The sequence below is a fragment of the Corynebacterium sp. HMSC074A09 genome (genome assembly GCF_001811545.1).
Lineage (GTDB): Bacteria > Actinomycetota > Actinomycetes > Mycobacteriales > Mycobacteriaceae > Corynebacterium > Corynebacterium hiratae.
The window spans coordinates 13,523-39,660 of record NZ_KV805103.1 but is presented as its reverse complement, the minus strand read 5'-3'; the positions used below and the strand labels follow the sequence as shown (position 1 = coordinate 39,660).

Below are 26,138 nucleotides of genomic sequence, written 5' to 3'. Positions count from 1 at the left end.
GAGCCGTTCTCATACTCAGGAGTGTACTGGTCGGAATCACGATCGGTGGATTCAACGACGAAAGGAGCGGTACCGGTTGCGGTCGTGCCGTCCTGGTAGGTGACCTGGACCGGAACCTCGATGCTGTCCTTGTTGGCTGCATCAGCCGGGAAGGTTACGGAAACCTCACCGGTCTTCTCATCAACGGTGACGGTGTAACCCTCTGGAGCCTTGAAGGTCTCAGGCAGCGCGAACTTCGTCGGCGCCTTCTTCTCGTCCTGAGCCTTCAGCTCCTCAGCGCTAAGCTTCTCGACGTCATCGGTCGCCGTATTGTCGAAAGTCGGAGCCTTGGACTTGGTTGGTTCACCAGGCTTAGCCGGAGTCTCCTCGTAGTGTGGCTGCCAACCAACCAGAACCGTGAACGAGTCTGCTGCAATCGCCTGACCGCGCTCCTTGGTCTTCTTGTTGACTGGGTACAGGTACGCCGTGAACGTCGTAGTGGACTTAACACCCGTGGTGTCGAACTGGCACGAATCGATAATGCCGTTAGCCTTAGGGTCTTCCGGAGCACAGGTGTGAACGACCTCGCCAGTCTCCTGGTTAATCCACTCGATCTGGTACTGCAGACCGTCAACCCACTGGATCGGCAGACCCGCCGTCTTGGTATCAACCTTCGCACCCGGCTTCGCTGGGTTCTGGCGGGTATCGTACTTGAGCACATCGAAGACCACGTAGTCCGAGTAGATAACGTTGCGGTTCTCCAGCAGGTAATGCTCGCCAGCGCCGTAGACAATGCCACCAGCCCACTTGCCCTCACCGTTGAACACGTACTGGTCACGCGGCAGGAAGGAGTTGTTGTAGAACGGCGTGAACTGACCAAGCCCCTCAGTCTCCTCCGTAGAGAAGAACAGCCAGTCCCAGTTCACGTGCTTCGGAATGTTCTTGATGCCACGACCAGTAACGGACCTCTCCCAGCTACCGACGTCTGCAGCAGGCGCAACCTGGCCAAACAGGTTATAAGCATTGTGCTTCGAACCGTCAGGGAAGGTCACCTCAGCACCGTTATCACGCGCCAGGTCGGTGTAGATGAGCGCGCCGTCGTCGTAGCCACGGTCGACGTTGTTGGTTGTCCCGGTATTTCGCCCAAAGGTGCCCTTGAACTGCAGCGTGTAGTCGCCCTTGCTGTCGACAGTGGCTTCAGAGGTCTCGGCAATCCACTTGTCCTTGCCCTCTTCCGCCATCTTGCGCTTGATCCAGTTCTGCAGCGCAGTCTCGTTGCGGTTGGTCCAACCACGCCCGCGGATCTCGTCGAAGCCAAGATCCTTAGCAGCCTTCGTCTTGATCTCGTTAACTGCGTAGTCAGACAGGTAGGAACCGTAAACCTTCACGCCCGTTGCCGGCACATCGGCACCGTTCATCTTGTTCATCAGGCTCGGAGTGAACGCGCCCTGCGTATTGTACAGGTGCCAGAACAGGTTGCCCTTGATCTGGCCAGGACCATTGCCAACCACCGGGTTCTGATCAGCCTTGTCACGGTGCATCACGTCATGGCGGGTCTTCTCACCAAATGCGAAACGAACGTTGGTCACGCGGTCCGGGCCAACGAGCCAGCCCATGCCACCCGGGGTGTCGTACGTAGCCGCATTCGGACCCATGTGGCCGAAGTTGTAGCCATACAGCTGCGTGAAGTTATCCGTATCCGGGTTATCCACCCACACACGAATCTTCTCGTACTGCGGACCATTCGGGTCTGCGTCAAACTTGACGACCTCGCCCTTCGCATTGTTGAAAGGCTTCATATTGATGGTGTAGTAACCATCTTCACGCGTGGTGGTGGTGTACACCGGCGAGGTGACGCCGCCCTTTTCAGTCCACTGAGCGTAAACGCGCACGCCTGCCATCGGGATCGGCTTCCATGGATCACGGGTACCCGGGTTCACCGAAAGGTCACCATCGCGCTGGTGAATGACGTAGCCCTCGATAGATTCGTTGGTGCCTTGCTCAGCACCAGACTCGATGGCACCCTCAACCTTAATCGGCTGGTCGCTAAACTCGTACCGCTGCTCATCTACCACAGACTGGTAAACACCATCGGCATTCTTGCCTGGGTACTTGACGCCATTACCGGCGGTGTTCGACTGGCCAGCCTCAGCCGGGGTGCCAGCGACCGCGGCCACTGGGAAGTTCGGGGTTACCGAGTGGACGAAGGGGCCCACCATAGCAATAGAGAGCGCCGCGGCAGCAATAGTAGTGCCGCGACGGCGTACAGCTGTACGCTTAATTTCCTTCTTGTTCATATCAAGAAGCCCTTTCCTTAAGACTTGAAAGAACTGATCACGCTAGGGATACGTGACCGCGCAAGGGGTGATACCGGCTTACGCAACCGAGAGCAGCTCACATCTGTCACCTTGGAAGAAGGTCAGAGGTTTCCAAGGGTCTATGAACAAACTCGTCTCTAATGTTAACTCCGTGCACGAATTAAAGGAACCGTACGGAATCCTGAAAATTTCATGAATGCAAACTTTTTGCCGCTAACAACACGAAGCACATGTTTGACCTGCTCTTTTCGCCGCGATTGCGACACGCGGTTGCGATTGTTAAATAGCTCACGTCGTCACATCCGTAACATTTTCCCCAGGAATATACTCCTAACGGGGGTGTTTTATACAGCATAGTGACGGGTGGAGGTGTGGGAGGCGTCGCCAAGCAGGGTGTATTGAGCGCACAAATGTAGCCATAGAAACACAAACCGCCCCGCTTCCCTGTGCGTGGTGCGTGCAGGTGGTTGTGTGCACGATGCTGCAGGAGAAGCAGGGCGGTTGCTTTGTGACACCGCCGCCGTTAGGCGGTGCCTGAGGTTGTGCGGCTTGGACTCTTTGGCGCCTTACTGGTCTTGCATGACGTCGTGGCGCACGATGGTCTGGTCGCGGCCGGGGCCAACGCCGATGTAGGAGATACGGCAGCCGGAGAGCTCCTCCAAGCGCAGGACATAATCCTGTGCCTTCTGCGGAAGCTCCTCAAAGGTCTGGCAGCCGGTGATGTCCTCATCCCAAGCCGGCATGGTCTCAAAGATGGGCTCGGCGTGGTGGAACTCAGACTGGGTCAGCGGCATCTCGTCGTAGCGCTTGCCATCAACATCGTAAGCCACGCAGATGGGGATCTCACCAATGCCGGTAAGCACGTCCAGCTTGGTCAGGAAGTAATCCGTGAAGCCGTTGACGCGGGTGGCGTAGCGGGCAATGACGGAGTCATACCAACCGCAGCGGCGCTTGCGGCCGGTGTTGACGCCGATTTCGCCGCCGGTGGTCTGCAGATACTCGCCCCACTTATCGAAAAGCTCCGTGGGGAACGGACCCGCACCGACGCGGGTGGTGTAGGCCTTGATGATGCCCAGGGAGGTAGTAATGCGCGTCGGACCAATGCCGGAGCCCACAGCAGCGCCACCGGCAGTCGGGTTCGAGGAGGTCACGAACGGGTAGGTGCCGTGGTCAACGTCCAGCATGGTGGCCTGGCCGCCTTCCATGAGGACGTGCTTGCTCTCATCCAGCGCCTGGTTCAGCTCCAGCTCGGCCTCAATAACCATCGGGCGCAGGCGCTCGCGGTAGCTCAGGAAGTACTCCACAACCTGCTCCGGCTCGATGGCCTTGCGGTTGTACATCTTCACCAGCATCTGGTTCTTAATGTCCAAGGCGGACTCGACCTTCTGGCGCAGGATGGACTCATCGAAGATGTCCTGCACGCGGATACCGATGCGGGCGACCTTGTCGGCATAAGCCGGGCCGATACCGCGGCCGGTGGTGCCGATGGCGCGCTTGCCCAGGAAGCGCTCCTGCACGCGGTCAAGCGTCTGGTGGTAGGGCGCCACGAGGTGCGCATTGGCGGAAATCTTCAGGCGCGAAGCGTTAGCGCCGCGGGCTTCGAGGCCATCAATCTCATCGAAGAGGGCCTCCAGGTTAATCACCACGCCGTTGCCCAGGACTGGGGTGGCGTTTTCAGAGAGAATACCGGCGGGAAGGAGCTTCAGCTCGTACTTCTCGCCGCCGACCACGACGGTGTGGCCGGCATTGTTACCGCCGTTGGGCTTAACTACGTAATCGACTTTGCCGCCGAGGATGTCGGTAGCCTTGCCCTTGCCTTCATCGCCCCACTGGGCGCCGACGATGACGATCGCTGCCATGTTTGATGTCACTTCCTATTTATTGAAGTCAAATACGCACCTACTTTACCCGCCGCAGCGGTGCAGCGGTGAGTTTGTGACAAGCTCGTCAGGAATTGATGCGCCGGCACCTTCGTGGAGAGGTTCGTCCCGAACCTCGTTCAAGTCCAACTACGCGATTTCGGTGTTTGAGTTGGCACCGTCGCCCTTGTCTTTCTCTTCGATGAAGATGGTGTCATTGGTGAACATCAGCCTCGAATTGTTTGGGGTGCTGATAATGATCCCATCGTCAACGACAGCGATTTGAGCTTCAATGTCATCGATGCCGATTCGGTAGAGACCGTTGCTATCGATCTTCTTGCCGTCAGTTGGGAGGTTGTCGACACCACCCTGGCTGTACCTGGTTTCACCCTCCAGCGGTAGGAGGCTCACCACATCGAATTCCATATCTTCCGGCAGGTTGGTCTTATCGCTCTTGATAACCCAGGCTCCGCCACCGCCGTGTGCGCAGTCAATGGATTTTTCATTCGCATCGATACCGCACACCAAGTTCCAACCGTCGGCGGAAATATCGAACAGCGTTTCACCGCGGAGGTCTTCTTCATCCTTGGCCAGGTCCGCGGAGTCGGTGGGCTCTGACTTTACGTCAATGAAGAATATGTCCGAGTTCACACCGTCAAAGGAGTTCTCCATCGAAGGTGCCTCAGTGCCTGGGCGCTTGTACACCTTTCCTTCGACGCCGACAATGTCTCCTTCAGTCTTGGACTCATAGGTGTAACCCTCTCCATCCTCAGTGACCTCAAATGAGGAGGACGTGATGTACAGGGCATTCTCGTCGTAGACCCTGCCGTTGACGAAGAAGACGGGAACCTTCACGGGTTCGCCATCGAACTTGCCCTCCAACACCACGTAGCTGAGGAACTTGCAGGGGTCATACTCGTCTTCGCCGATGGTGAGGTCCTCAAATTTCTCGGTGGAGCCTTTCACGTAGGCTTCCTTGTTATCAAGGACCTTGCCAAGGTCGGTGTCCTCGAGTTCTTTCTTCTCGTCGCAGTTAGCGTTGGCGCTTGAGGAGGAAGTACTGCTCGGTGCCGACGATGTCGTCGCGCTGGTCTTCGTAGAACTAGTCACGGACGCGGCGGCGGCCTCGGTGAAGGCGGGTTCCTTGGCTTCCGTCTGCGAACCCCCGCCGAAACTGCACGAACTCACCAACAGTCCAGCGGCGGATACAAGCGCAAGGGTTGCCATACGGGTGGACACGGTGAATACCTCCAGCTATCAGACAAAGAAAAAGTTACGTGTTAAGAAGTTGAGAGTTGCTTTGGAGTTAAGCGTTGCAATGGAGCCTACCTAGCAGATGTGACGTGCACTACTTAATTTCTGGAAGCGCCGTTGTTTGAGCGGCGCTGGCGCTCCTTTTTCGCGAACCTCTTCTCACGCTCCTATGCTTCTTGTATGATCTGTGCGCTTGTAGACTGCGGCGGCCACCTCACTGAGGCCCATACCGATTCCCTCGCTAAGGCTCAACAGAGCGGAATCCGCGTTGAGCACTTCCGCGTCGCCTCGATCCCCAGCCGGCAGGAGCTGAAGGCTATTGATGCGCTGGCCAGGGACATACTGCCGGAAGACCCCACTCCATCGCTGGATGAGATTGCCGCGCAACCGGACGTGAGTCACCTCGGCGAGCCGGGGCCAGCACCCCAAAAGCAGTACTTGCGCGAGCCTTTGCGCATCGTGGTTATTGGCAGCGATGCCGCGCTCAGCGCGGTGTTGACCCGTATGATGCGGGCGGATTACCTATGGGCCGAGGTGGGGTATGTCCCCACCGGGGAACACTCCACGGCGGCGATGAATTGGGGACTGAAATCGAGCGTCACGGGCCAGGGTCGCCAGGGTCCCGGCGACCAGGGAGCAGTGGTGGAGGAGTCGCTCTCCTTTGCCATGACCGCGCCCGTCAAGCCGGCACCGCTCATCCGTAATGACGCGGGCCTCGCCGTGGCGGGCTCGGCAACGATTGCGGAATGGTCGAATGAGGAGATCACCGGGGAGATCATCGTCGACGATGCCGTGCTGCTGCGCGCAGATCGTGAGAAAGATGTCTTCGGAGCAAAGCTCGTACCAATGACGGATGCGCCGGGCATCGTGGCAGCGAAGGCGGTGACGAGCTTTGAAGCGGAGGCTGCACCGCGCCGTGGGCTGTTCACCCGCCTGCGCAAGCCTGCCCAACCTGGACAACTCGACCCGGCCAGCGTCGTGCAGGGCCGGGCGGTGCAGGCAGGAGGGCCGTCGCTCAGCGTCAGCGTCGATGGAGTCCGTGCCAAGCGGCCGGTCAAGCGCGTGACGTTCTACCGCCACCTGCGGGACCTGCAGATCGTGCGGCCCTAGCCTGTATCAGCTGCCCTAGCCCAGCCTTAGTTTTCCTCCCAGACCTCCGGCGGGTAGGCCGGGTGCTTGGAGGTGGGCACGAGTTGTGCCACGGCCGACTCCCGCGACATGCCACACACCATGAGAAGGTCCACGATGATGGAGCGCGTCTGGGCGAGCACGGCATAAGCGGAGAGGACTGCCTCCTCGCCGGCAACGTCCATCGAGCAGCGCGCACCCAGCTGGCGTAGGCGTTTGACGATGTCCGGGATGGCATGCGCCTCATCCACGCGGCGCTCACGCGCTGTTTGGTGAGTGTAGAGATCGGATAGCTCCATCGTGATTTCAGCGAGTTCGTCGATGATCTCAACTTGCTCGGGCGTGGCCTGGTCGCCGTCCTCGGAGAGAACAAGCGCACGGCGGGAGAGCACGCGGGTGCCGCGGACCACGTTGTCGACGGGCGTGAGGATGCGCTCCAGGGAGCGAACGGTGCGCTGCGAGCTCCACAGGAAGGGCGAGAGGCGTGCGGTTTCCGCACCGCCCTTGGTGGCGTTAAGCATGTTGTTGATGTCATCCTGCGTGCCGCGCACCGCGTCGCGTGCTTCCGTGATGGTCTCAGGATCGTTTTCCTCCAGGCCCTTGGCCACGTCGGAGAGGACCAAGGAGGTAATGCCCAAGACCTTCGAGACTTCCGAGCGGCCCGCCCGCAGGGGCGAGGAGGGAATCAGCACGATCATCGTGAGGCCAATGACCGCGCCGATGATGGCGTCAATGGCACGGGAGATGCCGCCCATTTCTTCTGGGGGAAGAATGGTGGCGATGAGGATGGCGGCAATGACGATTTGATTGCTCACCAGCTGCGAACTAGTGAAGAAGGAACCGATAATCAGGGCCAACCCGATGATGATGGTCATGTGGATGGGGCCGGTCCCGAGGGCGTCGACAAGCAGCGTGCCCACCAAGACTCCTACAACACCGCCGAGGGCCATGTCCACGGCGCGCTTGAGGCGGTCCCTGCCCGATAAGCCGAGGATGATGATGACGGCCATCGGGGCAAAGAAGGGCTGCGCATGGCCGAAGAAATCGTGCGCAACATAGAAGGCCAAGCCCGCGCCTATCGTGCACTGAAGCATGAACACGAGCCGGTTGCGGATGCGTGTGAGGCGCGCCTTGAGGGACTTATCCACCAACCGCAGCTGCTCGCGGGTAGTTTTGCGAACGCGCTTGACGGTACTTGACGAACTCGACGATGACTCTTGCGCTTCCATGACTCCGGTATTCTACGCGTTCTGGCGCCGGGATTGGACGAACAAAGCCACCCCACGAGATTGAGGGGTGGCTTGTTGGGATGGCGCGACGCCGCTTAGCACCGGTGGGTGCTCAGCGCCGGCATCCGGTTGGTGTGGGTTTACTTGGAAACGGTCTTGCCCACGGAGTGCAGGTCCTGGCAGGCCTCAACCACGCGGTCAGCCATGCCCTGCTCAGCCTTCTTGAGGTAGGAGCGCGGGTCGTAGACCTTCTTGTTGCCAACCTCGCCGTCGATCTTGAAGACGCCATCGTAATTAGCGAACATGTGGCGAGCGACTGGGTTGGTGAAGGCGTACTGGGTATCGGTGTCAACGTTCATCTTGATGACGCCGTAGCGCAGTGCCTCCTCGATCTTCTCCTTCTCGGAGCCGGAGCCACCGTGGAAGACGAAGTCGAAGGGCTGGGAGCCTTCAGCCAGGCCGAGCTTCTTCACAGCAACCTTCTGGCCCTCGTCGAGGACCTCCGGGCGCAGCTTCACGTTGCCCGGCTTGTACACGCCGTGGACGTTTCCGAAGGTAGCGGCCAGCAGGTAGCGGCCCTTCTCACCGGTGCCGAGGGCATCGACGGTCTTCTCAAAGTCCTCCGGGGAGGTGTAGAGGTTAGCGCCGGCCTTAGCCTCAACGCCGTCCTCTTCGCCGCCGACAACGCCGATCTCGACCTCGAGGATGATGTTGGCGTTGTGGGCCTTCTCGAGGAGCTCCTGGGCGATCACGAGGTTCTCATCGATCGGGATAGCGGAGCCATCCCACATGTGGGACTGGAAGAGCGGAAGCTCGCCGCGGTCAACGCGCTCCTGGGAGAAGGCAATCAGCGGGCGCACGTACTCATCCAGAACTTCCTTCTGGCAGTGGTCAGTGTGCAGCGCAACGTTAATGCCGTAGTGCTGAGCAGCCTCGTGGGCGAAGGCGGCCAGTGCCTTGGCGCCGGCAACCTTGTTCTTCACGGACAGGCCGGAACCGAACTCGGCGCCGCCGGTGGAGAACTGGATGATGCCGTCGGACTCAGCCTCGGCGAAGCCGCGGAGAGCGGCGTTGATGGTTTCGGAGGAGGTGCAGTTAATTGCCGGGAATGCGAAGCCGCCCTTCTTGGCGGTATCCAGCATCTGGTTATAAACCTCAGGGGTTGCAATAGGCATGAAATTCCATCCTTTGGAGTTGCTGTGCAGTAAGCCGTGCCGTCCCACGTCCAGCGAAACAACACGTTCCAACATCCAAGTATGCCTGTTGTTGTGGTTTTCCGCCGCGAGATGCGATGTGACCTCACTTAAACACCGCTTCGCACGGGCGGAAATCCTCCGCCTAGCAGGGGAAACGCTGCTATTTCTTGGATTCTGACTTGTACTTCACAATCCGGGTGCAGGCCTCCAACAACATCCAACCGGACAACTGAACGGACAAATCGCGCTCAGCCACGCGGATAATTCCCATCTTCTGGCTCAGCGAAGAGGGCCCAAAACCGTAGTTATGGGGCAGCTTGGCGTCCGCGGTCCAGTCGGAACCGAAGATGGGCAAGCCATCCACCTCTAGGCGGTGTTCCCACACGGATTCCGCCGAGGCCGTTACGAGGCGAGCGGCCAGCTTCTTGGTTGCGCGGTTGGCCGGGGAATCGCCCGGCAGGCGCACCGCTACATCCGCCAGGTAGCGGGCGAGGATGCCTTTGAACAGGCCGCCGTCGCCGTCGCCAGTCTGCCAATCGATGACGCCCGTGTACGTTGCCATGCCCGTGGCCACCGCTTGGACCAGGCCGCGGATGCGGGTGGTGTAGTCCATCATGTCTGCAGCGAGTTCGGCCTCGTGGACAGAGTCGATGTCCTCCACGGAACGCAGGCCGGTCTTCTCCCGCAGCGCCAGCACGATTTCCAAGCAGGCACCGAGCACCACGCCTTGGCAATAGGGGTGGATGTTGCGGACGATTTCCTGCCCATCCATGCGCATGCGGATGCCGTCCATGACGAAGCCATCGTCATCGATGAGGTGGTCATAGATCCAGTCCACGATATGGCGAGCTTCCTCAACCCGGCCCATGCGAGCCAGCATGATGGCGCCCGGCCCGTTGGAGGGGACATTGAGGAAGGTCTCGCCCTCGCGCCAGGGCAGCACACCCACCTGCGAGTCGATGCCATCGCGGATGTTGTGCTGCAGGCTGCTCAGCTTCTTGTGGGGGCGCAGCTTCTTCAGCTCACCAGCGCGGGCGATGGCCAGGGCCATCCAGGCCTTGTCGTCGTAGTAACGGTTCTTTGTCAGTGGCTGGAGATTGCGCACGTGGACGCCGCGGATGGTGTTGGCGATGAGTGTGCGGCGCGCCTTGGTGTTCTTTCGTTGGGCGGCGTCGACAAGACAGTCCAGGTAGTGCGCCTGCCACCAATAATGCCAATGCACAAAGAGAGATTCTTTGGTGGTGGGTGGCCAACTCACCACGGCAAGGTTGGTTCGGGGCAAGCCCCACACGGCTTGCGCGTGGCGCTCATTGATGGCTGTTTCCGCAAGGTCGGCGCGGTGGGACCATTTCTCTAACACTTTTGTCTCATCATTCTCACAATGTGAATTCGTTACCTAGATGTAAACACAGTGCGCAGGATCTCACCAAGCTTTTGATAAATCCGCATGCTGCCGAATCCATGCATGCATGGCAATGCCCGCGGCCACGCCCGCGTTGATGGAGCGAGTAGAACCAAATTGCGCGATGGAGCACGTCATCACTGCTGCTTCCTGGGCCTCCGGGCTAACCCCCGGGCCTTCCTGCCCGAAGAGGAGCAAGCAGCGCTCGGGCAGCTCCGCGGTTTCTAGGGGCACACACCCGGGGGTGTTATCAATAGCCACGACGGTCAGGTCTTGGTCGGCCGCCCAGGCCATCAGTTCGCCCACGTCTGCGTGATGCATGAGGTGCTGGTACCTGTCGGTGACCATGGCACCGCGCCGGTTCCAGCGGCGCCGGCCTACGATGTGGACGGTGTCGACGGCAAAGGCGTTGGCGGTGCGTACCACGGTGCCGATGTTGGCATCGTTCTCGAAATTCTCGATAGCGATGTGCAGGGCATGTCGGCGGGTGTCGATATCCTCCCGGATCGCCTCGCGCGTCCAGTAGCGGTAGGCGTCGACGACATTGCGGCGGTCCCCCTCCGCGAGAAGCTCGGGATCGTATTTCTCCGCTTCTGGGCCTTCGGGCAGCGGGCCTTCCCAAGGGCCGACGCCGTGGCGGCCCTCATTCCATTCGGTGGGACCTTTGGCCTCCGCCTCTTCCTCGGGCTTAGGCAAGGTCAAGATCCTCCAGGCCCAGCAGGTAACGGTATTCCAAGCCCTCGGCGGCGATAGCTGCGCCGGCGTCGGTGTTGCGGTCCACCACGGTGGCCACGCCGACGACCTCGGCACCTGCCTTGCGCAGCGCCTTCACAGCGGTCAGTGGGGAGTTACCGGTCGTGGTGGTGTCCTCCACAACGAGCACCTTTTGCCCCTCGACGTTGAAGCCTTCGATCTGGCGCTGCATACCGTGCTTCTTGGCTTCCTTGCGGACAACGAAGGCGTCAATGTCGCGGCCATCGGCGTGCATGATGGCCAACCCGACCGGGTCCGCACCCATGGTCAGGCCACCGGCGGCGGCGTAGTCCCAGTCGGCGGTGAGCTCGCGGAGCAGCGAGCCGATGAGGCGCGAGGCTTCGTGCTGCAGGGTGGCGCGGCGCAGGTCCACGTAGTAGTCGGCCTCCTTGCCGGAGGACAGCGTGACCTTGCCGTGGACGACGGCCAGCTCCTTCACCAGCTCTGCTAGGCGTTGCTTCTTCTGCTGATCCAGGCTCATCGCTCGCTCCTTAAAGTCTGTGACTTTCTCGTCTTTAAAAATCCGCTCTGTAGTTTACCCTCTTCCCCGCGGGTGGCCGCCACATCCAGGGTTGCTGGCACACCGAGGGCTGTTGGGAGTTGCTGTTAGTCGAAGATGGACGAGCCGCCGTCGAAACGGCGCGGCAGGCGGGCCTGGTTGTCCTCCGGGGTGGGGTGTTCGCGGCCATCGGCAATCGCATCCACTTCATCCGCACCCAGGCTGGAGTGGTCAATGGTGCCGCGCGCCTCGCTGGTGCTGCGGCTCGGCATGACAACCGGTTCGGTGGGTCGCTGGATGGTGGGCGCGTCGAGGGAATCATCGCGGTCCGGGACAGCGGTAGGCCCGGTAGGTTCGGGCTGCGGGGGCTGCGGGATGTCGCGGCTCGGGTCGAGTTCATCGACGCGCAGGACCTGCGTTGCCTCGGAGCGCGGCGGAAGGACGCGGGCGGCATCAGCCAGCAGGGATAGCGGTTCCAGCAATTCTTCCCACTCCGCGCTGCGGGCGTGCTTGGTGGTTTGGGCAAGCACCCACTCCCCTTCCATCCACACGGCGGTCACTGCGGTGGGTAGGCGGTGTAGCGCCGTGCTGACGCGGGGATCGATGAGGCGCTGGCCCACGCCGGCATCGGAGGCGAAGACTTCAAACCCTTCCTCCTCACGCACGTACACCAGATCCTCGGACGAGTTGTCCACTGTCTCCCCTGCCCGGCGAAAATCCACCACTATGTCGGAGGCCGCGCCGGTGCGCATGGCCATGACCGGGATCGTGCCCATATCGAAAAGGAGGGTCTCGTGGCCGCGGAAGTTTCCGGCCACGATGTCCCTGGGCTCCTGGCCGCGGGCGGCCGCGCCGCGGCTCCACTCATCCGCCAGGTAGGAATCATGCTTGGCGTACTCCCAGCCGCGCTGCTGGCCAAAGGCCTTGCGCTCGCGGCGGGCGCTGCCCGGCACGAAGTACTTGGCGCGCTCCGCACGCTCCGCAAAGCTGGGCGCTGCAGCCTGCGGTTCGGTGAAATCCTCGGGCTCAGCAGCGAGCTCCTCGGGTTCTTCTGGTTCCTCGAGCTCGTTGGGCTCAGCAACGGGTTCGTCGGAAGGTTCGGGGTTGTACTCGACAACGGGTTCCGGCTCTGCGGTGAACTCTGGTTCCTGAACGACCTCGGGCTCCGGGTTGGAGGCGACGGGCTCGGCGTCGTGCGTTGCGTCGGCAGCGGCGGAATCAGCAACGCCGTCGGCGACGGATTCAGGCGCGGCGGTGTCGTCAGCCGTATCGGTAGCGGCGTTGTCAGCGGGGTCGCCGGCAGAGAGAGCGGCGCGGCGCTGGCGCTGGTCCAGCCAGAGCACGATGAGACCAGCCACGAGCGCGACGGCGGCGAGGGACAAGAGTACGAAAGGCATCACTGATCGACTCTAATCGCCCGGCGCGCCCGATCCGCGCTGACGCGCTGGTCACGCACAGGTTTGGGCGCACACCTGGGTAGCGGGTGCGGGTGCTAGACGTGCTCGCGGTCGCCGCGCTCCACCGGGTTCTTCGGGTTGGCTGACCACTGCGACCAGCCACCCACGAAGTGGCGCAGGCCGGTAAAGCCCACGTACTCCAGCACGGCGATGGTGAGTGCGGAGTGGTTGCCGGAGCCGGAGTAGATGATGGCGCCGTCCACGTTCTCCTTGGTCACGCCGTGGTCGTCGAGGATCTCCAGGATCTCCTCCTTAGACTTCCACACGGTGATGTCTTTCGTGTGGAAGAGGCGCTCCGGAAGATTAACCGCACCTGGGATGTGGCCGGCCTTCAAGTCGAGGTTCTCGCGGCGGCCGGCGAAGCGGTTGCGCGTGCGAACGTCGAGAAGCAGGCCGTCGTGTTCCTTAACTTCATCGATGGTAGCCGTGGGCATCGACCCCGTCGTCACTTTAAAGTCCGAGCGCATGCCCAAGTTGCCGGGGCCGGTGAGCGTGGGCAGCGACTGGGCGCGCCAATTGGACAGGCCACCGTCGAGAATGCGGACGTTGCGGATGCCGGCCCAGCGCAGCGTCCACCACGCACGGCCGGCGAAGAGGCCGCGGCCTTCGTCGTAGACCACGACCTCGCTGTCCGCGTGCAAGCCCCAGTGATCGATCCACTCCTGGACCTTCTCCGTTTGCGGGAGGGGGTTGCGCCCGACCTTGGAACCAGGCAGGCCCACGAAGGCAGAGGCAGCATCCGCGTACTGGGCGGTCGGAATGTGCAGGGAGGAAAACTGGTTGAAGGACTCGCCTTCCCCTGGTGCCCAGAGGGAAGCGAGGATGGTCGTCTTATCACCGCGGTAAATCTTCTCACTCAATTCGTGAGGGGAGATCAAAATGCTCATGCCCCTAGATGATAGGGGCATGAGTGGGTGCTGGCGACCGTTGAGCGCGGTGAGCACTCATCGTGCTCACCGGTTTAGGCGGATTAAGCTGTGCGGGCAGCTAGCTCGAGGTGCTCGCCACCGTCGGCGACGTCGACGTGCACGGTATCGCCGTCCACGATGTCACCGGCCAGCAGCTTCTTGGCCAGCTGGTCACCGATGGCCTGCTGGATCAGGCGGCGCAACGGTCGGGCGCCGTAGGCCGGGTCGTAGCCGCGCTCGGCCAGCCACAACTTGGCGGCATCGGAGACCTGCAGAGTCAGGCGGCGGCCAGACAGGCGCTCGGCCAAGCCCTTGAGCTGGATGTCCACGATGCCGGAGAGCAGATCCGAGGTGAGCGGCTCAAACATCACGACGTCATCGAGGCGGTTGATGAACTCCGGCTTAAAGCTGCGCTTGACCGCCTCCATGACCTCTTCCTTGGTGCCGCCGGCACCCAGGTTCGAGGTCAGGATGATGACCGTGTTGCGGAAGTCCACGGTGCGGCCCTGTCCGTCGGTCAGGCGGCCTTCATCGAGGACCTGCAAGAGGACGTCGAAGACATCCGGGTGGGCCTTCTCGACTTCGTCGAAAAGCACCAGCGTGTAGGGGCGGCGACGCACCGCCTCCGTGAGCTGGCCGCCGGCGTCGTAGCCCACGTATCCCGGAGGGGCACCGACGAGGCGGGCGACGGAGTGCTTCTCACCGAACTCGGACATGTCGATGCGAACCATCGCAGATTCATCATCGAAGAGGAAGTCCGCCAGAGCCTTCGCCAGCTCCGTCTTACCCACGCCCGTGGGGCCCAGGAAGAGGAAGGAACCGGTCGGGCGGTTCGGGTCGGCCACACCGGCGCGCGCACGGCGCACAGCATCGGAGACCGCGGTGACGGCCTCCTTCTGGCCCACCACGCGCTCACCCAGCACGGACTCCATGTTGAGCAGCTTCTCGGTCTCTCCCTGCAGCATCTTGCCGGCCGGGATGCCGGTCCAGGCGGAGACGACCTCCGCGATGGTGTCCGGGGTGACTTCCTCGCTGAGCATGGTGTTGTGCTGCTGCGCGGCCTTCTCCTCGGCGGCGGCCAGGTCCTTCTCCAGCGGTGGGATCTTGCCGTAGTTGATCTCGGAGGCCAGGGCTAGGTCACCATCGCGCTCCGCAATCTCTGCCTGACGGCGCAGATCCTCCAACTGCTCCTTGATGGTCTGCACGTCATCGATGGCCTTCTTCTCATTGGCCCAGCGGGCCTTGAGCTCACCGAGCTTCTCGCGCTCATCCGCCAGCTCCTGCTGGAGGGCGGTCAGACGGTCCTTCGAGGCCGCGTCCGATTCCTTCTTCAGGGCCAGCTCCTCAATCTCGAGGCGGCGCACGACGCGCTCCAGCTCATCGATCTCCTGCGGGGAGGAGTCAATCTCCATGCGCAGGCGGGAGCCAGCCTCATCGACTAGGTCGATGGCCTTATCCGGCAGGAAGCGGTTGGTGATGTAGCGGTGCGATAGCTCCGCGGCAGAGACCAAGGCCGAGTCCTGGATGCGCACGCCGTGGTGCACCTCGTAGCGCTCCTTGAGGCCACGGAGGATACCGATGGTGTCCTCCACGGAAGGCTCGGCGGCGTAGACCTGCTGGAAGCGGCGCTCCAGGGCGGCGTCCTTCTCGATGTACTTGCGGTACTCGTCGAGGGTGGTAGCGCCAACCAGGCGGAGTTCGCCGCGGGCCAGCATGGGCTTAATCATGTTGCCAGCATCCATGGAGCCTTCGCCCGAAGCACCAGCACCCACGATGGTGTGCAGCTCATCGATGAAGGTGATGATCTGCCCGTCGGAAGCCTTGATCTCATCAAGCACGGCCTTGAGGCGTTCCTCGAACTCGCCGCGGTACTTCGCGCCGGCGACCATGGAGCCAAGGTCCAGGCTCAGCAGTGTCTTGCCCTTGAGGGATTCCGGTACGTCACCGGCCACGATGCGGCGGGCCAGGCCCTCCACGATGGCGGTCTTACCCACGCCGGGCTCACCGATGAGCACCGGGTTGTTCTTCGTGCGGCGGCTAAGCACCTGGACCACGCGGCGGATCTCCTGATCACGGCCGATGACCGGGTCAATCTTGCCCTCGCGGGCGCGGGCGGTGAGGTCCGTGGCGTACTTCTCCAGGGCCTGGAACTGTTCCTCGGGGTTCTCCGAGGTCACCTTGGCTGCACCGCGCACGGAGGGGAAAGCGCCCTTGAGCGCGTCGTAGGTAGCACCCCGGGAGGTCAACAGCTCGGCGGCATCCGACGTGGAGCCCGCAATAGCTGCGAGCAGGACCTCGGTGGAAACGTACTCATCGCCGAGCTCACCGGCCAGCTCCTGGGCGCGGGTGAGGACGTTGAGAGCGTCGCGGTTAAAGTTCGGGTTCGCCATGTTGGCGCCCTCGGCCTTCGGGAGGGCGTCGATAAGCTGGCGCGCCTCCTTGAGAACCGTCTCCGGATCCACGCCGGTGGCCTTGAGCACAGGGGCGGCGATGCCGTCCTTCTGCTCGAGGATGGCTGCTAAGAGGTGTGCCGGGCGGATGTCCGGGTTACCGTTGGCGGAGGCCGTCTGCAGTGCTTGCTGCAGGGCCTCCTGAGTTTTAGTGGTGGGGTTAAAAGAACTCATTATTGTGTTTCTCCGTTTCTACTGTTTATCCAAACCTCCCTGCGGCTACGGCAGGGAAGGAAGCTTCACTGTCTATAACGCTACAGAACTTGAGTCTGTTCCACTCAACTAGAACTTTTTTAGATCTTTCACCCCCGCCGGATTGAGCGCGGTCCGCTCAAGTCTACGGTGTGCGTCCTTTACCCCGACTTAGGTCATGGGCGGGTAAGCAACGCCACTCTTGGCACTGTTCTTGGCGCTGCTGCTTGGTGGCATTCGGCGGTGGGGTGGGATTGTTGCGCACTAAAATGCGCCTTCGTCCGAAGGGCGTTCCGCACAAGGCATCTGACAAACGGCATCTTTGGGCCTAAAAACGCCATCTGCAATGCGTAAATGGCGTTTTTAGCCGCGAAAACGCCTTATGACTGATGCCTTTTGCCAGACGCCTTGTGTCGGATTCCTCCAGCATGTCACTGAAGGCACGCAGACGTTGCGCTGTGTGGTTTTCTGCGCGGTGCGGATTGCTGTGGATTGCCCGCGGTGCCAGTGGGCGGGGCTAGGGGTTAGCTACTGCCGCTTCCTGGGGAAGGCCGTACTTAAACGATGCTAAGACGACGGCTGCCACGGAGTCATAGAGCGACCACTTCTCGTCGAGGTCGATGTTGCGGAATTCACCCACCGAGGCCAAGTGACACATGCCGTCGGCACCGGCCCACAGGATGAAGTTCTTGATGTAGACCAGGCGGTCCTCCGGCTCGTGGCCGGCCTCCCGCAGGGCTTCACGGGCAAAACGCATGAGCAGCGCGAAGGACTCGCTCATCTGGGTCTGCTCCTCGCCGTCCTCACTCAGCGGGACCACGGAGCCAGACGCTGCACCAATGCAGGCGCTGTAGCGCTCTGGATGCTCCACCGCGTAATGAAAATAGGCCACCGCTACGCACAGGAGCTTATCGACGGCCGAAGCCCCTTCCAGCAGCCGCTCCAAGAGGTAGAGGATGCTGTCCGCGAGTTCACGGTCGGTCTCCTGCTCAACGGTTTCACGTAGAACGAAGTCATTATCCACCAGAGAGGCGACGAAAACACCAGAAACACCGAAGTATTCGGCGACGTTCTCAATAGTCACCGACTGCATACCGACCCACGCCGCCAGCTGGATGGCGCGCTCCACGACGGCCGCGCGGGCCCGCTCCGCGGGAAGCTCTGTCAGATCCTCGATGGCGGTAATATCCAGGGAAAGGTCCCGGTCCGGCGTAAAGCTGCTCAGCAGTGCGCGGTACTCCTGCATCGGGTGGCGCAGATCGGGAAGCTCCAACGTCTCGGCCGTCATGAACAGGGTTCCGATGAGCGCCTTGCACACCTCGCGCAGGTTGAAGCGCCGCACCACCGAATGCTGGTGCCGCAGCACGCCGAGGATGCTCAGGTGGGCCATTCCGTGGACGGTGGCCCAGCTAGCAACGCTCAGCTTTGCCAAGGTCTGGGGGCACACGTCCGGCCCGACCTCAAGCTGTGCATCGTCCGCGATGAGCGCGATGTTGTCATAGATCAGATCCAGCGCGCGGTTGCCCGATCTGTTTCCCTGCAGGAGGGACTGCCACTCATCTTCAAAGACGCAGCCCTTCTTTTCAAACAGGTAGCGAAAAAGCTCCGGTTCGCGCTCGGCGTACTCGTAATAGGCCTCCGTGAAGGTGGTCAGCTTGGTGAAAAGATCGGCGTAGCCAGGAGCGGCGTCGAGCGTCTCCTCCAAAAACTTGACCTTGCGCTCGGAGGCATAGTCCGGGATGGCGGCAACTATCTGCTCACGATCCGAGAATTCCGCGCGAACCTCGGCGGGAGTAACCTCCGCGAGCCTCGCCACCGACTCCACGGTAATTGCCTCATCACCCTGCGCGGCGCCAATGTGAAGAGCAGACTCGAGGATGACCTCACGAGGTGAGTCTTCATAAAGAAAATGCATATGGATTCCTAAGCCTGCGCACACTGAGGGAAAGAAAAAGAGAGGCTGCGAGAGCGCCACGCTGACAGCTTCCTGAATTTTAGCCTTTTTCTTCTCACAAGAGCAATGCAAGCTGAGATTCATTTCGCACTACTACTCAGGACTTGCTTAAAACGAGAAAACCCTCAAGCCATAAGGCTGAGGGTTTTCACGTGCTAGCAGGTCAGCGTCTACTTCGATGAACCGACGTGCCCGATGCCTTCCTTGAAGATGGTGCCGCGCGGCGGCATCATGCCGCTGAACTTGAAGACGAGGTAAATAACCACCGCGATACCCAGGGAGATCCAGCCGAAGCCGGCGGTAAAGCCGTACATCACCGACAGCGGCGCGATGATAGTCCAGGAGATCTCGAAGGGGCCGAAGCCAATGTAGGCCATGCCATACTCCGACAGTGTGCCGGACTTGAGCTTCGGGTCCACGATCTTGAGAATCGCAATACCGGTGGCCACGGTCGCCGTCGCCCAGCCCCAGCCGAAAATGCCGCGCTCAATCCAGCGCTCGCCGAAGAACTCGGCGGGGAACCACATGAGGAAGAATGCACAGTAAATGGTGCCCAAGACGAAGAGCAGGAGAAGAGCCTGCCAGTAGGCGGCCACAGCGGCCGGCACAATGGCGGCCACGCCGAAGGCAATGAGGTAGTCGGTTGCCGCACCGGACACCGAGCTCACCGTGTCCTTATCCAGGTAATCCTTGGCGCCCACCATGTTCATCACTGCACGGAAGAGCAGGCCCACGACCATGGACATAGCGAACAGCGGGATGGAGACGTTCTCCCACACGGAGGCGATCCCTTTGTTAATGCCATAGGCGGTCATCACGGTCAGGGCGATGAATCCCACGTGGAGGGTGATGGGCTCGATGGCGGAGGGGTTCGTCGTAGCGCGGCCCAGCGAGGGGCGATCCTCCAGGCGCGAGATGTAGCCGCGGCGCAGTTCCTCCGGAAGCTCCTTCGGAACGTGGGAGACCTTGCCCTTACGAATACCCCAGTTACCGGCGACGATACCGCCAATGATGGCGGCCAGCGTACCCACGGTCGCGGAGGTAAAGCCTAGGGAGGCTGCGGCATCTGCACCCACGCCTTCCAGGGCACTGCCAACAGCCGCCGCGGTACCGAAGCCACCCGTGAAGCCGACGGGCAGCATCATGCCGAACCAGTCCGGGGTGTCGAAGGCCGGCTTGAACAGGAGAAGACCCAAAACAATGAACAGGCCCCACTGGCCGGTGAACATCATGGTGGAGTAGCCCCACATATTGCGGGCACCCTTGCCCATGTTGCCGCCCATCTCCATAGAGTAGGCCATGGAGGCGAAGACTACGGCGATGAGCAGCGAGGTGTAATCACCAAGATTGTCGGAGAAACCGATCCAGCCCAGGACGTTGGGGCCGAAGAGCAGGCCGAGCAGGCCGGCGGTGATGGGTGCAGGCAGCAGCAAATCCTGGAATACGAATTTAATCTGGTGGCGCAAAACGTTGCCGATAACCATGAGCAAAGAAATCCAGCCCACGTCTGTCATGATTGTGAACGCAGAGAATTCTTCCATGCGAAAACTTCCTTCCATGCCGCCCATGGCGGCGTCCTTGAGACGAGACTCACCCTCTTTCGGGAAATGATCCGTTGATTACACTACAACTCCCTTCCCGCTTTTCCACCCCTGGCATATAACCCTAGGGTGATGTAGCTCTACCCCCAGGGGCTAGGATGGGCGGGCATGAGGGAACTGGGTGAGCACCTACGCAACCACGCGGAAGACTATCGCGATGCAGTACACAGGCACTTTTTCGCCACCGTGGCCGAGTCCCGCCAAGTCTTTGCCCTATCGATGAAGGACACGCACCCCTCCATGGCCCCCGCGCTCGCGTGGGTGCTGGAGAATGTGGAGGGCGATGAGGTACAGGGGGACGTCGCTCAGCGCCTGGCACGCATGGGCCGAGATCATCGCCGCCACGGTTTCCCTCCTGAGGTCTATCCGAAATTCGAGGCATCGCTGGTGCACGGCTTAGAGGTGCTGGGGCTCACGCCGTACCAGCATGACGTCGCCACGCGCACCATTTCCCAGGTGTGCTCCATCATGCGCACCGCCGCACAGGAGGCGGACTCGGATGGTGTTCCCCCTGCCCACAGCGCCCAGGTGGTGGCTGTTGACAAGCCGAACCGGCGCACCGCGGTGGTCCGATTGGAATCGGGCGTGGCGCTGGATTACCGCGCAGGGCAGCACGTTCCGGTGACGTCTCAGCTCACGCCCGGCACCTGGCGTCCGCTGACCCCGGCGGCACCCCCGGAGGACTCAGGACAGCTGACATTCCACCTCGCGCTGGCCGGTGAGGCCTCCTCCATGCTGGCCAAGGCGCAGCCGGGTGATTGGTGGACGCTGGGCGCGCCCGCCGGTGAGCCGCCGCGACTGGATGACACGACGACATTGATTTCCTTCGGTACCGGCTGGGCGGGCGCGCGGGCGCTGCTTCTCGACGGCCTAGCGAACGGCCTTCCCTCCGGCCTCCAGGTCTATGCCGCAGCACCTTCGCCAGGTGAGCACTATGACACAGAATTTCAGGCTAACCTGCAGGCCTTGGTTCCGAAGCTGAAGCTGCGCCACATCGTCCGGGATGACCAGGACCCGTGGTTGCTCGGCGCACAACCAGCGGCCCACGGGTTTGCCCCCGTAGTGGCCAAGGAGCCGATGGACCCGGTGCTCGCTGAGGGAACCGACCGCCGCTTCGTGCTCATCGGCCCCGCCGACCGCGTTGAGCTAGCCCAAGCGGCCCTGCTTTCGGGCGGCGTTAAAGAGGAGGCAATAACCACGGATAGCTGGCAGCGTGGCCACGAGTGGGCGGCCTCCGCTGCGGAGCTCGACGGCTGGGGCGATGACTGGGAGGCCTGGGCGGCGTGGAAGAAGTCCCAGTGGGCCTAAGCGCTAAGAGCGCTTAGGCGTGCAATCGGAGCCTAGGCGTGCAAACAGAGATTAAGCGTCCAAGACGGGGAGGGACTGGCGGACCTTTACCACGGTGTCTGGGTCCACCTCGCCGTAGAGAATTTCCGGCTCGTAGCCGGCCTCGGCACGGCGCGTGCCGTCCGGTGTCACGAGGACGGAATGCCCGATACCAGTCGGCCCGGAGGCCTGCCCAGCCTTGGCCTCGCCGCCGGGGCGCGCCTGGCCGGCGGCCAGGATGAACGTCGTGGAATCGAGCGCCCGCGCTGCGCTGAGCAGGCGCCACTGTTCCAGCTTGCCCGGGCCATCCGCCCAGCTGGTGGGCACGACGATGAGCTGGGCGCCCCGGCGGGCGAGTTCCTTGAACTGCTCGGGGAAGCGGATGTCATAACAGGTGGCCACGCCCACGGTGAGGTCACCGGCCTCGAAGGTAACGAGTGAATCACCCGGCCGGACGGTATCGGATTCCTTGTACTTGAAGGCATCGTAGGTGTGGATTTTCTCGTAGCCGCTGAGGACTCCGGGCCCGGCGATCAGCGCGACGTTGGCCACTCGGTTGATGGTTTTCTCACCGCGCTCGACGGTGTCCGCCGGGGCGAACATTCCCAGGACCACGTACACGCCGAGTTCTTCCGCTAGGGCGCGCACCGCGGTGGCGGTGGGGCCATCGAGCCCCTCCGCGTTCGTATCGAGGCGCCCGGAGTCGAAGCTTTGGGTGGTAGCTTCCGGCAGGACGATGAGCTGCGCGCCGTTATCCGCGGCTTCCTGGATCTTGTCGAGTGCTACGGCGAGGTTCTTCTCAACGTCCCCGGTGCTGGTCAATTGAACTGCTGCTACCTTCATGCGGCCCACGGTAGACGAGCCCGGACTAGTTATCCACAGATTTCGCGGATTCAGTGCCGCAGTCCTTTACTGCGGGTGGGCTGCTGGCGCAGTCTCAATGCTATGAACCATCTCGCCATTGACCGCGCTGCCCGCCAGCAGATCCGCTCCCTCTTCGACCATTCCTCCCCCACCGCGTTGCCCTCGGTGCGGCAGCCTCCCCGGACCGCACGTGCCTTGGAGATTCTCGGCGCGCGGTGGGAGGAGTCACGAAGGCTCAGCGAGGGTGCGCGGCGAGCCCAGTTGGAGGAGCTGGACCACTTCGTGGGTGTGGCCCAGGATGTCGATGTGGAGCTTTCTTCTTTCTTGGGAGACACCCAATGAGCGCAGCAGCGGCATTACGTGCGGAAGCTTACCGTTTGGAGGATTACGCCGTTGAACTGTCCCGATATATCGATGACTCGCACCATTATTGGGTAGCGCTATCGATATCCGGGGCGGCCGCAGACGCAGCGCGCGGCGCCCTCCACAGCGCCACCGATGTGCTGCTGGGTCCGGCGCAGCAGATGCGCGTGGCAGCACACATCGTGAGCCTTTATGCGCCGTTGATGGAGCGGATCGAACATCTGCGCGCCCGCGCCCTACGGCTCGCTGCGGTTCCCGCTCTTGCCGAGCCCGTCAGCGCGGTGCTGGGGCACCTCGACACGCTGGCCGATGCCCTCGACTGGGCCTGCGCCCGTCAGCTGAGCGCCTTGTGCACCCCGGAGCTGGGTGAGCCACCGACTCGCCTGGAGGATTTCAGCGAGCTATCCCTGGCGGAATTACATGAGGTCCAGCTGACCATGGCCAGCGAGGAGGTCCGCTCCCTGGTTGCAGCTAATCCGGACCTCACCGTGCTGGAGGCCAGTCCCGGGCGGCTGGTGGTGCTCGTCGCCCCAGAGAATATCGGCACGCACGCGGCCCAAGTCAGCACGTTTGTGGGCGGGGTCGGCTCCTCCGAGCCTGGTAGCTGGCCCACCGCAGTGGAGCGCGCCCGCGCCATCGCACTCGCCACGCATGGGCCCGCCGTGGCGTGGATTGGCTATGCTGCTCCCTCGTCGCTGTCCCGTGCGGCACACGAGGAGCCGGCGCGGCGCGGCGCCGCCGAACTCATCCGCTTCCAGCGCGCCCTGCGGCAACGCTTCCCTGGTGCCCAGCACATGGTGATCGGCTACTCCTATGGTTCCGTGGTGGCGGGCAAGGCTGCGCAGCAGGACTATGTTGCGGATGACGTCGTGCTCGTTGGCAGCCCGGGCGCCTCCGTGGCTCACGCCTCGCAACTGCACGGCCGGGTTTGGAGCGCACGCAACGCCGAGGATCCGATCGCCGCCACCACCGGACCGCGCGGCGGCATCCACGGCCCGGATCCTTCCTCCCCTACCTTCGGCGCCAGCGTAGTGCCGGGCGCGAGCGGGCTGCCGGGCGATCATGGTTCCTATTGGAAAGACCCCGCATTTCTGCGGGGTCTGGGGGTCATAGCCAGCAGGTATTAGAACAGGCCAGCCTGCTCCTCAGAGTAGGACACCAGCATGTTCTTGGTCTCCTGGTAGTGAGCGAGCATCATGAGGTGGTTCTCGCGGCCGATGCCGGATTCCTTGTAGCCGCCGAAAGCGCTGTGGGCGGGGTACACGTGGTAGTGATTAACCCACACGCGGCCGGCCTGAATTTCGCGCCCGGCGCGGTAGCAAGTGTTCTGGTGGCGCGACCACACACCGGCGCCGAGGCCAAAGTTGGTGTCGTTGGCAATCTGAATGGCTTCCTCGAAGTCCTTGAACGTGGCCACGGAGAGCACCGGTCCAAAGATTTCCTCGCGGAAAATGCGCATGTCATTGGTGCCGCGGAAGACGGTCGGCTCGATGTAGTAGCCGTTCTCTAAGCCTTCCACCTTGTTCACGTGACCACCAACGAGCGTTTCCGCACCCTCCTTCGGGCCCACCTCAAGGTATTCGGCGATCTTGTCCATCTGCTCCTGGGAAGCCTGCGCGCCCATCATGGTTTCGGTATCGAGCGGGTGGCCAATCTTGATCTTCTTTACGCGCTCCACCGCCAGTTCCAGGAACTTGTCCGCGATGTCTTCATGGATCAATGCACGGGACGGGCAGGTGCAGACCTCGCCCTGGTTGAGAGCGAACATGACGAAGCCCTCGACGCACTTCTCCAAGTAAGCATCGTCCTTGTCCATGATGTCCGCGAAGAAGATGGACGGTGACTTGCCACCGAGCTCCAGGGTGACCGGAATGACCTTGTCTGCAGCGGCCTTGTTAATGATTTTGCCCACCGGGGTGGAGCCGGTGAAGGCAATCTTGGCGATGCGGTCCGAGGTGGACAACGCCACGCCCGCTTCCTCACCAATGCCGTTGACGATGTTGAGCACGCCCTTCGGCAGGAGGTCCTCGATGATCTCAATGAGCAGCAGGATGGAGGCCGGGGTCTGCTCGGCGGGCTTCATCACGATGGTGTTGCCCGCAGCCAGCGCCGGGGCGATCTTCCACGCCGCCATGAGCAGCGGGAAGTTCCACGGGATAATCTGGCCCACAACACCCAGCGGCTCGTGGAAGTGGTAGGCCACGGTGTCCTGGTCAATCTGGGACAGGCGGCCCTCCTGCGCACGGATGGCGCCGGCAAAGTAGCGGAAGTGGTCGACCGCCAGCGGGATGTCGGCGGCGAGGGTCTCGCGCACGGCCTTGCCGTTCTCCCAGGTCTCCGCGACGGCGATCTTCTCCAGGTTCTCCTCGATGCGGTCGGCGATGCGGTGCAGCAGAAGCGCGCGCTCTGCCGGAGTGGTCTTGCCAAAGGTCTTGAAAGCCTTTTCCGCGGCGTCAATGGCCAGGTTGACATCCGCCTCCTTGCCGCGGGCAACCTGGCAGAAGACCTCACCGGTGACCGGGGTGATGTTGTCCATGTATTCGCCGTCGACCGGCGGTACCCACTCGCCGCCGATGTAGTTGTCGTAGCGCTCGCGGTAGTTGACGATGGCGTCTGCGGTTCCGGGGTTAGCGTACAAAGTCATGGTCATCGCACCTTTCTCGTTGTCTTAAGGGTTTCCGTTGGGCCTTCACCTGAGGTTCTCGGCCACATTCACCAAGGAATGTGACAGGTCGCACAACGTTGGGTGCGAGTGTAGCGCTATTTTCCAACAAACTCACGTTTTCTACAAGGAAAGCTTTTTCTTCTGGATGGTTACCTCTAGAGAAAGTGCCCGCGTTGCCAAAGATCGTGCCCACAATTGCTCTGGACCTTGGATCTTTGGCAACTCGGGCACTTGTTAAGTGGAGAGTGCGGAGCCTCAGTCCGACTTGCTCAAAACGAAAAGAACCCCCTCCGCGAAGGAGGGGGACGTGCCTAGCTGTCGCGGCGGCGGTTGCGCCGCGGCGTCCACATCACCACGGAGGTAGAACGAGGAACGTGGACCAGCTCGCCGCGCGATGGTCGCGCCTGGCTGCGCAGGCGGTCGACCTCCGCCTGCAGCTCATCGCGCTCGGCCGCGAGGCGGTCCCGCTCCGCGGTCAGCTCGATGATGGATTTGATGCCGGCTAGGTTCACACCATCATCTTGCGAGAGTGCCTGAATCTTGCGCAAGAGCTCAATATCGCTCTCGGAATAGCGGCGCCCACCCCCAGAGGTGCGGGCTGGGGAGACCAGCCCCATCCGGTCATACGTGCGCAGGGTTTGAGCGTGCATGCCGGATAGTTCCGCGGCTACAGAGATGACGTACATCGCCTTGGGCTGGGCCGCATCGGTTCGATTTGTGTCGTCCTTGCTCATCTCACAC

The 26,138-nt window shown here is 61.9% G+C and carries 20 protein-coding genes; 4 read left to right on the top strand and 16 right to left on the bottom strand.

Annotated elements, in window-relative coordinates; genetic code table 11:
* The 3 genes from HMPREF2807_RS01395 to HMPREF2807_RS01385 all read right to left on the bottom strand — a co-directional run.
* Window positions 1–2,276: YPDG domain-containing protein (locus HMPREF2807_RS01395; RefSeq protein ID WP_198531342.1), on the bottom strand; the 2,276-nt coding region annotated here is incomplete at its 3' end.
* 587 nt (window positions 2,277–2,863) lie between these two features.
* On the bottom strand, window positions 2,864–4,156 hold the full coding sequence (locus HMPREF2807_RS01390; RefSeq protein WP_070509851.1) for an adenylosuccinate synthase: 1,293 nt from the start codon (window positions 4,154–4,156) through the stop codon (window positions 2,864–2,866).
* A gap of 150 nt (window positions 4,157–4,306) precedes the next feature.
* On the bottom strand, window positions 4,307–5,395 hold the full coding sequence (locus HMPREF2807_RS01385; protein ID WP_070509848.1) for a hypothetical protein: 1,089 nt from the start codon (window positions 5,393–5,395) through the stop codon (window positions 4,307–4,309).
* Window positions 5,396–5,590: 195 nt separating this feature from the next.
* Here HMPREF2807_RS01385 and HMPREF2807_RS01380 point away from each other — a divergent pair, with 195 nt between their 5' ends.
* The gene (locus HMPREF2807_RS01380; RefSeq protein ID WP_070509860.1) at window positions 5,591–6,520 is read left to right on the top strand and encodes a hypothetical protein; all 930 of its coding nucleotides are present in this window, start codon (window positions 5,591–5,593) and stop codon (window positions 6,518–6,520) included.
* 26 nt (window positions 6,521–6,546) lie between these two features.
* Here HMPREF2807_RS01380 and HMPREF2807_RS01375 read toward each other — a convergent pair whose 3' ends face one another.
* The 10 genes from HMPREF2807_RS01375 to HMPREF2807_RS01330 all read right to left on the bottom strand — a co-directional run bounded on the left by HMPREF2807_RS01375 (window position 6,547) and on the right by HMPREF2807_RS01330 (window position 20,119).
* Window positions 6,547–7,767 (bottom strand): FUSC family protein, encoded by a 1,221-nt coding sequence (locus HMPREF2807_RS01375; RefSeq protein ID WP_070509844.1) that lies wholly within the window; start codon window positions 7,765–7,767, stop codon window positions 6,547–6,549.
* Between the two features lie 140 nt (window positions 7,768–7,907).
* On the bottom strand, window positions 7,908–8,942 hold the full coding sequence (fbaA, locus tag HMPREF2807_RS01370; RefSeq protein ID WP_070509842.1) for a class II fructose-bisphosphate aldolase: 1,035 nt from the start codon (window positions 8,940–8,942) through the stop codon (window positions 7,908–7,910).
* A 181-nt stretch (window positions 8,943–9,123) separates the two neighbouring features.
* Entirely contained in the window at window positions 9,124–10,323 is a 1,200-nt protein-coding gene (locus HMPREF2807_RS01365) for a glycoside hydrolase family 76 protein (protein ID WP_070509839.1), read from the bottom strand.
* Window positions 10,324–10,386: 63 nt separating this feature from the next.
* Entirely contained in the window at window positions 10,387–11,067 is a 681-nt protein-coding gene (locus HMPREF2807_RS01360) for a TrmH family RNA methyltransferase (protein WP_369799721.1), read from the bottom strand.
* Window positions 11,054–11,599, bottom strand: coding sequence for an orotate phosphoribosyltransferase (pyrE, locus tag HMPREF2807_RS01355; RefSeq protein ID WP_070509837.1), 546 nt, complete (start codon window positions 11,597–11,599; stop codon window positions 11,054–11,056). Before pyrE ends, HMPREF2807_RS01360 begins: the two co-directional genes overlap by 14 nt.
* A gap of 125 nt (window positions 11,600–11,724) precedes the next feature.
* A complete protein-coding gene (locus HMPREF2807_RS01350) occupies window positions 11,725–13,014 on the bottom strand; it encodes a type III secretion system chaperone family protein (RefSeq protein ID WP_070509833.1) in 1,290 nt (429 codons plus the stop codon).
* A 95-nt stretch (window positions 13,015–13,109) separates the two neighbouring features.
* Window positions 13,110–13,961, bottom strand: a complete 852-nt coding sequence (locus HMPREF2807_RS01345) for a sulfurtransferase (RefSeq protein ID WP_070509830.1) — start codon at window positions 13,959–13,961, stop codon at window positions 13,110–13,112.
* Between the two features lie 83 nt (window positions 13,962–14,044).
* A complete protein-coding gene (clpB, locus tag HMPREF2807_RS01340; RefSeq protein WP_070509827.1) occupies window positions 14,045–16,606 on the bottom strand; it encodes an ATP-dependent chaperone ClpB in 2,562 nt (853 codons plus the stop codon).
* Between the two features lie 535 nt (window positions 16,607–17,141).
* Window positions 17,142–18,539, bottom strand: coding sequence for a TetR/AcrR family transcriptional regulator (locus tag HMPREF2807_RS01335; protein ID WP_070509824.1), 1,398 nt, complete (start codon window positions 18,537–18,539; stop codon window positions 17,142–17,144).
* A 209-nt stretch (window positions 18,540–18,748) separates the two neighbouring features.
* Window positions 18,749–20,119 (bottom strand): sodium/glutamate symporter, encoded by a 1,371-nt coding sequence (locus HMPREF2807_RS01330; protein ID WP_049155031.1) that lies wholly within the window; start codon window positions 20,117–20,119, stop codon window positions 18,749–18,751.
* A 168-nt stretch (window positions 20,120–20,287) separates the two neighbouring features.
* On the opposite strand from HMPREF2807_RS01330, the gene HMPREF2807_RS01325 reads away from it, so the two are divergent.
* Complete coding sequence (locus HMPREF2807_RS01325; protein WP_070509821.1) at window positions 20,288–21,487, top strand: FAD-binding oxidoreductase; 1,200 nt, start codon at window positions 20,288–20,290, stop codon at window positions 21,485–21,487.
* Window positions 21,488–21,538: 51 nt separating this feature from the next.
* Here HMPREF2807_RS01325 and HMPREF2807_RS01320 read toward each other — a convergent pair whose 3' ends face one another.
* A complete protein-coding gene (locus HMPREF2807_RS01320) occupies window positions 21,539–22,348 on the bottom strand; it encodes a carbon-nitrogen hydrolase family protein (RefSeq protein WP_070509818.1) in 810 nt (269 codons plus the stop codon).
* A gap of 102 nt (window positions 22,349–22,450) precedes the next feature.
* Here HMPREF2807_RS01320 and HMPREF2807_RS01315 point away from each other — a divergent pair, with 102 nt between their 5' ends.
* Window positions 22,451–22,711 carry a hypothetical protein gene (locus tag HMPREF2807_RS01315; protein WP_070509815.1) on the top strand — a complete coding sequence of 87 codons (261 nt, stop codon included), beginning with the start codon at window positions 22,451–22,453 and terminating at the stop codon, window positions 22,709–22,711.
* Window positions 22,708–23,859 carry an alpha/beta hydrolase gene (locus HMPREF2807_RS01310; protein ID WP_070509813.1) on the top strand — a complete coding sequence of 384 codons (1,152 nt, stop codon included), beginning with the start codon at window positions 22,708–22,710 and terminating at the stop codon, window positions 23,857–23,859. Before HMPREF2807_RS01315 ends, HMPREF2807_RS01310 begins: the two co-directional genes overlap by 4 nt.
* Here the strand turns inward: HMPREF2807_RS01310 and HMPREF2807_RS01305 are convergent.
* Both HMPREF2807_RS01305 and HMPREF2807_RS01300 read right to left on the bottom strand, forming a co-directional pair.
* On the bottom strand, window positions 23,856–25,376 hold the full coding sequence (locus tag HMPREF2807_RS01305; RefSeq protein ID WP_070509857.1) for an acetaldehyde dehydrogenase ExaC: 1,521 nt from the start codon (window positions 25,374–25,376) through the stop codon (window positions 23,856–23,858). The genes HMPREF2807_RS01310 and HMPREF2807_RS01305 overlap by 4 nt on opposite strands.
* A gap of 332 nt (window positions 25,377–25,708) precedes the next feature.
* Window positions 25,709–26,131, bottom strand: a complete 423-nt coding sequence (locus HMPREF2807_RS01300) for a heat shock protein transcriptional repressor HspR (RefSeq protein WP_046647143.1) — start codon at window positions 26,129–26,131, stop codon at window positions 25,709–25,711.
* Window positions 26,132–26,138 lie beyond the last annotated feature (7 nt).

Coding starts and splice junctions, on each gene's coding strand:
- HMPREF2807_RS01380 (WP_070509860.1), top strand. CDS start 5,591: ATGATCTGTGCGCTTGTAGACTGCGGCGGCCACCTCACTGAGGCCCAT.
- HMPREF2807_RS01375 (WP_070509844.1), bottom strand. CDS start 7,767: ATGGAAGCGCAAGAGTCATCGTCGAGTTCGTCAAGTACCGTCAAGCGC.
- HMPREF2807_RS01350 (WP_070509833.1), bottom strand. CDS start 13,014: ATGCCTTTCGTACTCTTGTCCCTCGCCGCCGTCGCGCTCGTGGCTGGT.
- HMPREF2807_RS01390 (WP_070509851.1), bottom strand. CDS start 4,156: ATGGCAGCGATCGTCATCGTCGGCGCCCAGTGGGGCGATGAAGGCAAG.
- HMPREF2807_RS01305 (WP_070509857.1), bottom strand. CDS start 25,376: ATGACTTTGTACGCTAACCCCGGAACCGCAGACGCCATCGTCAACTAC.
- clpB (WP_070509827.1), bottom strand. CDS start 16,606: ATGAGTTCTTTTAACCCCACCACTAAAACTCAGGAGGCCCTGCAGCAA.
- HMPREF2807_RS01300 (WP_046647143.1), bottom strand. CDS start 26,131: ATGAGCAAGGACGACACAAATCGAACCGATGCGGCCCAGCCCAAGGCG.
- HMPREF2807_RS01335 (WP_070509824.1), bottom strand. CDS start 18,539: ATGCATTTTCTTTATGAAGACTCACCTCGTGAGGTCATCCTCGAGTCT.
- HMPREF2807_RS01330 (WP_049155031.1), bottom strand. CDS start 20,119: ATGGAAGAATTCTCTGCGTTCACAATCATGACAGACGTGGGCTGGATT.
- HMPREF2807_RS01310 (WP_070509813.1), top strand. CDS start 22,708: ATGAGCGCAGCAGCGGCATTACGTGCGGAAGCTTACCGTTTGGAGGAT.
- HMPREF2807_RS01325 (WP_070509821.1), top strand. CDS start 20,288: ATGAGGGAACTGGGTGAGCACCTACGCAACCACGCGGAAGACTATCGC.
- fbaA (WP_070509842.1), bottom strand. CDS start 8,942: ATGCCTATTGCAACCCCTGAGGTTTATAACCAGATGCTGGATACCGCC.
- pyrE (WP_070509837.1), bottom strand. CDS start 11,599: ATGAGCCTGGATCAGCAGAAGAAGCAACGCCTAGCAGAGCTGGTGAAG.
- HMPREF2807_RS01345 (WP_070509830.1), bottom strand. CDS start 13,961: ATGAGCATTTTGATCTCCCCTCACGAATTGAGTGAGAAGATTTACCGC.
- HMPREF2807_RS01320 (WP_070509818.1), bottom strand. CDS start 22,348: ATGAAGGTAGCAGCAGTTCAATTGACCAGCACCGGGGACGTTGAGAAG.
- HMPREF2807_RS01315 (WP_070509815.1), top strand. CDS start 22,451: ATGAACCATCTCGCCATTGACCGCGCTGCCCGCCAGCAGATCCGCTCC.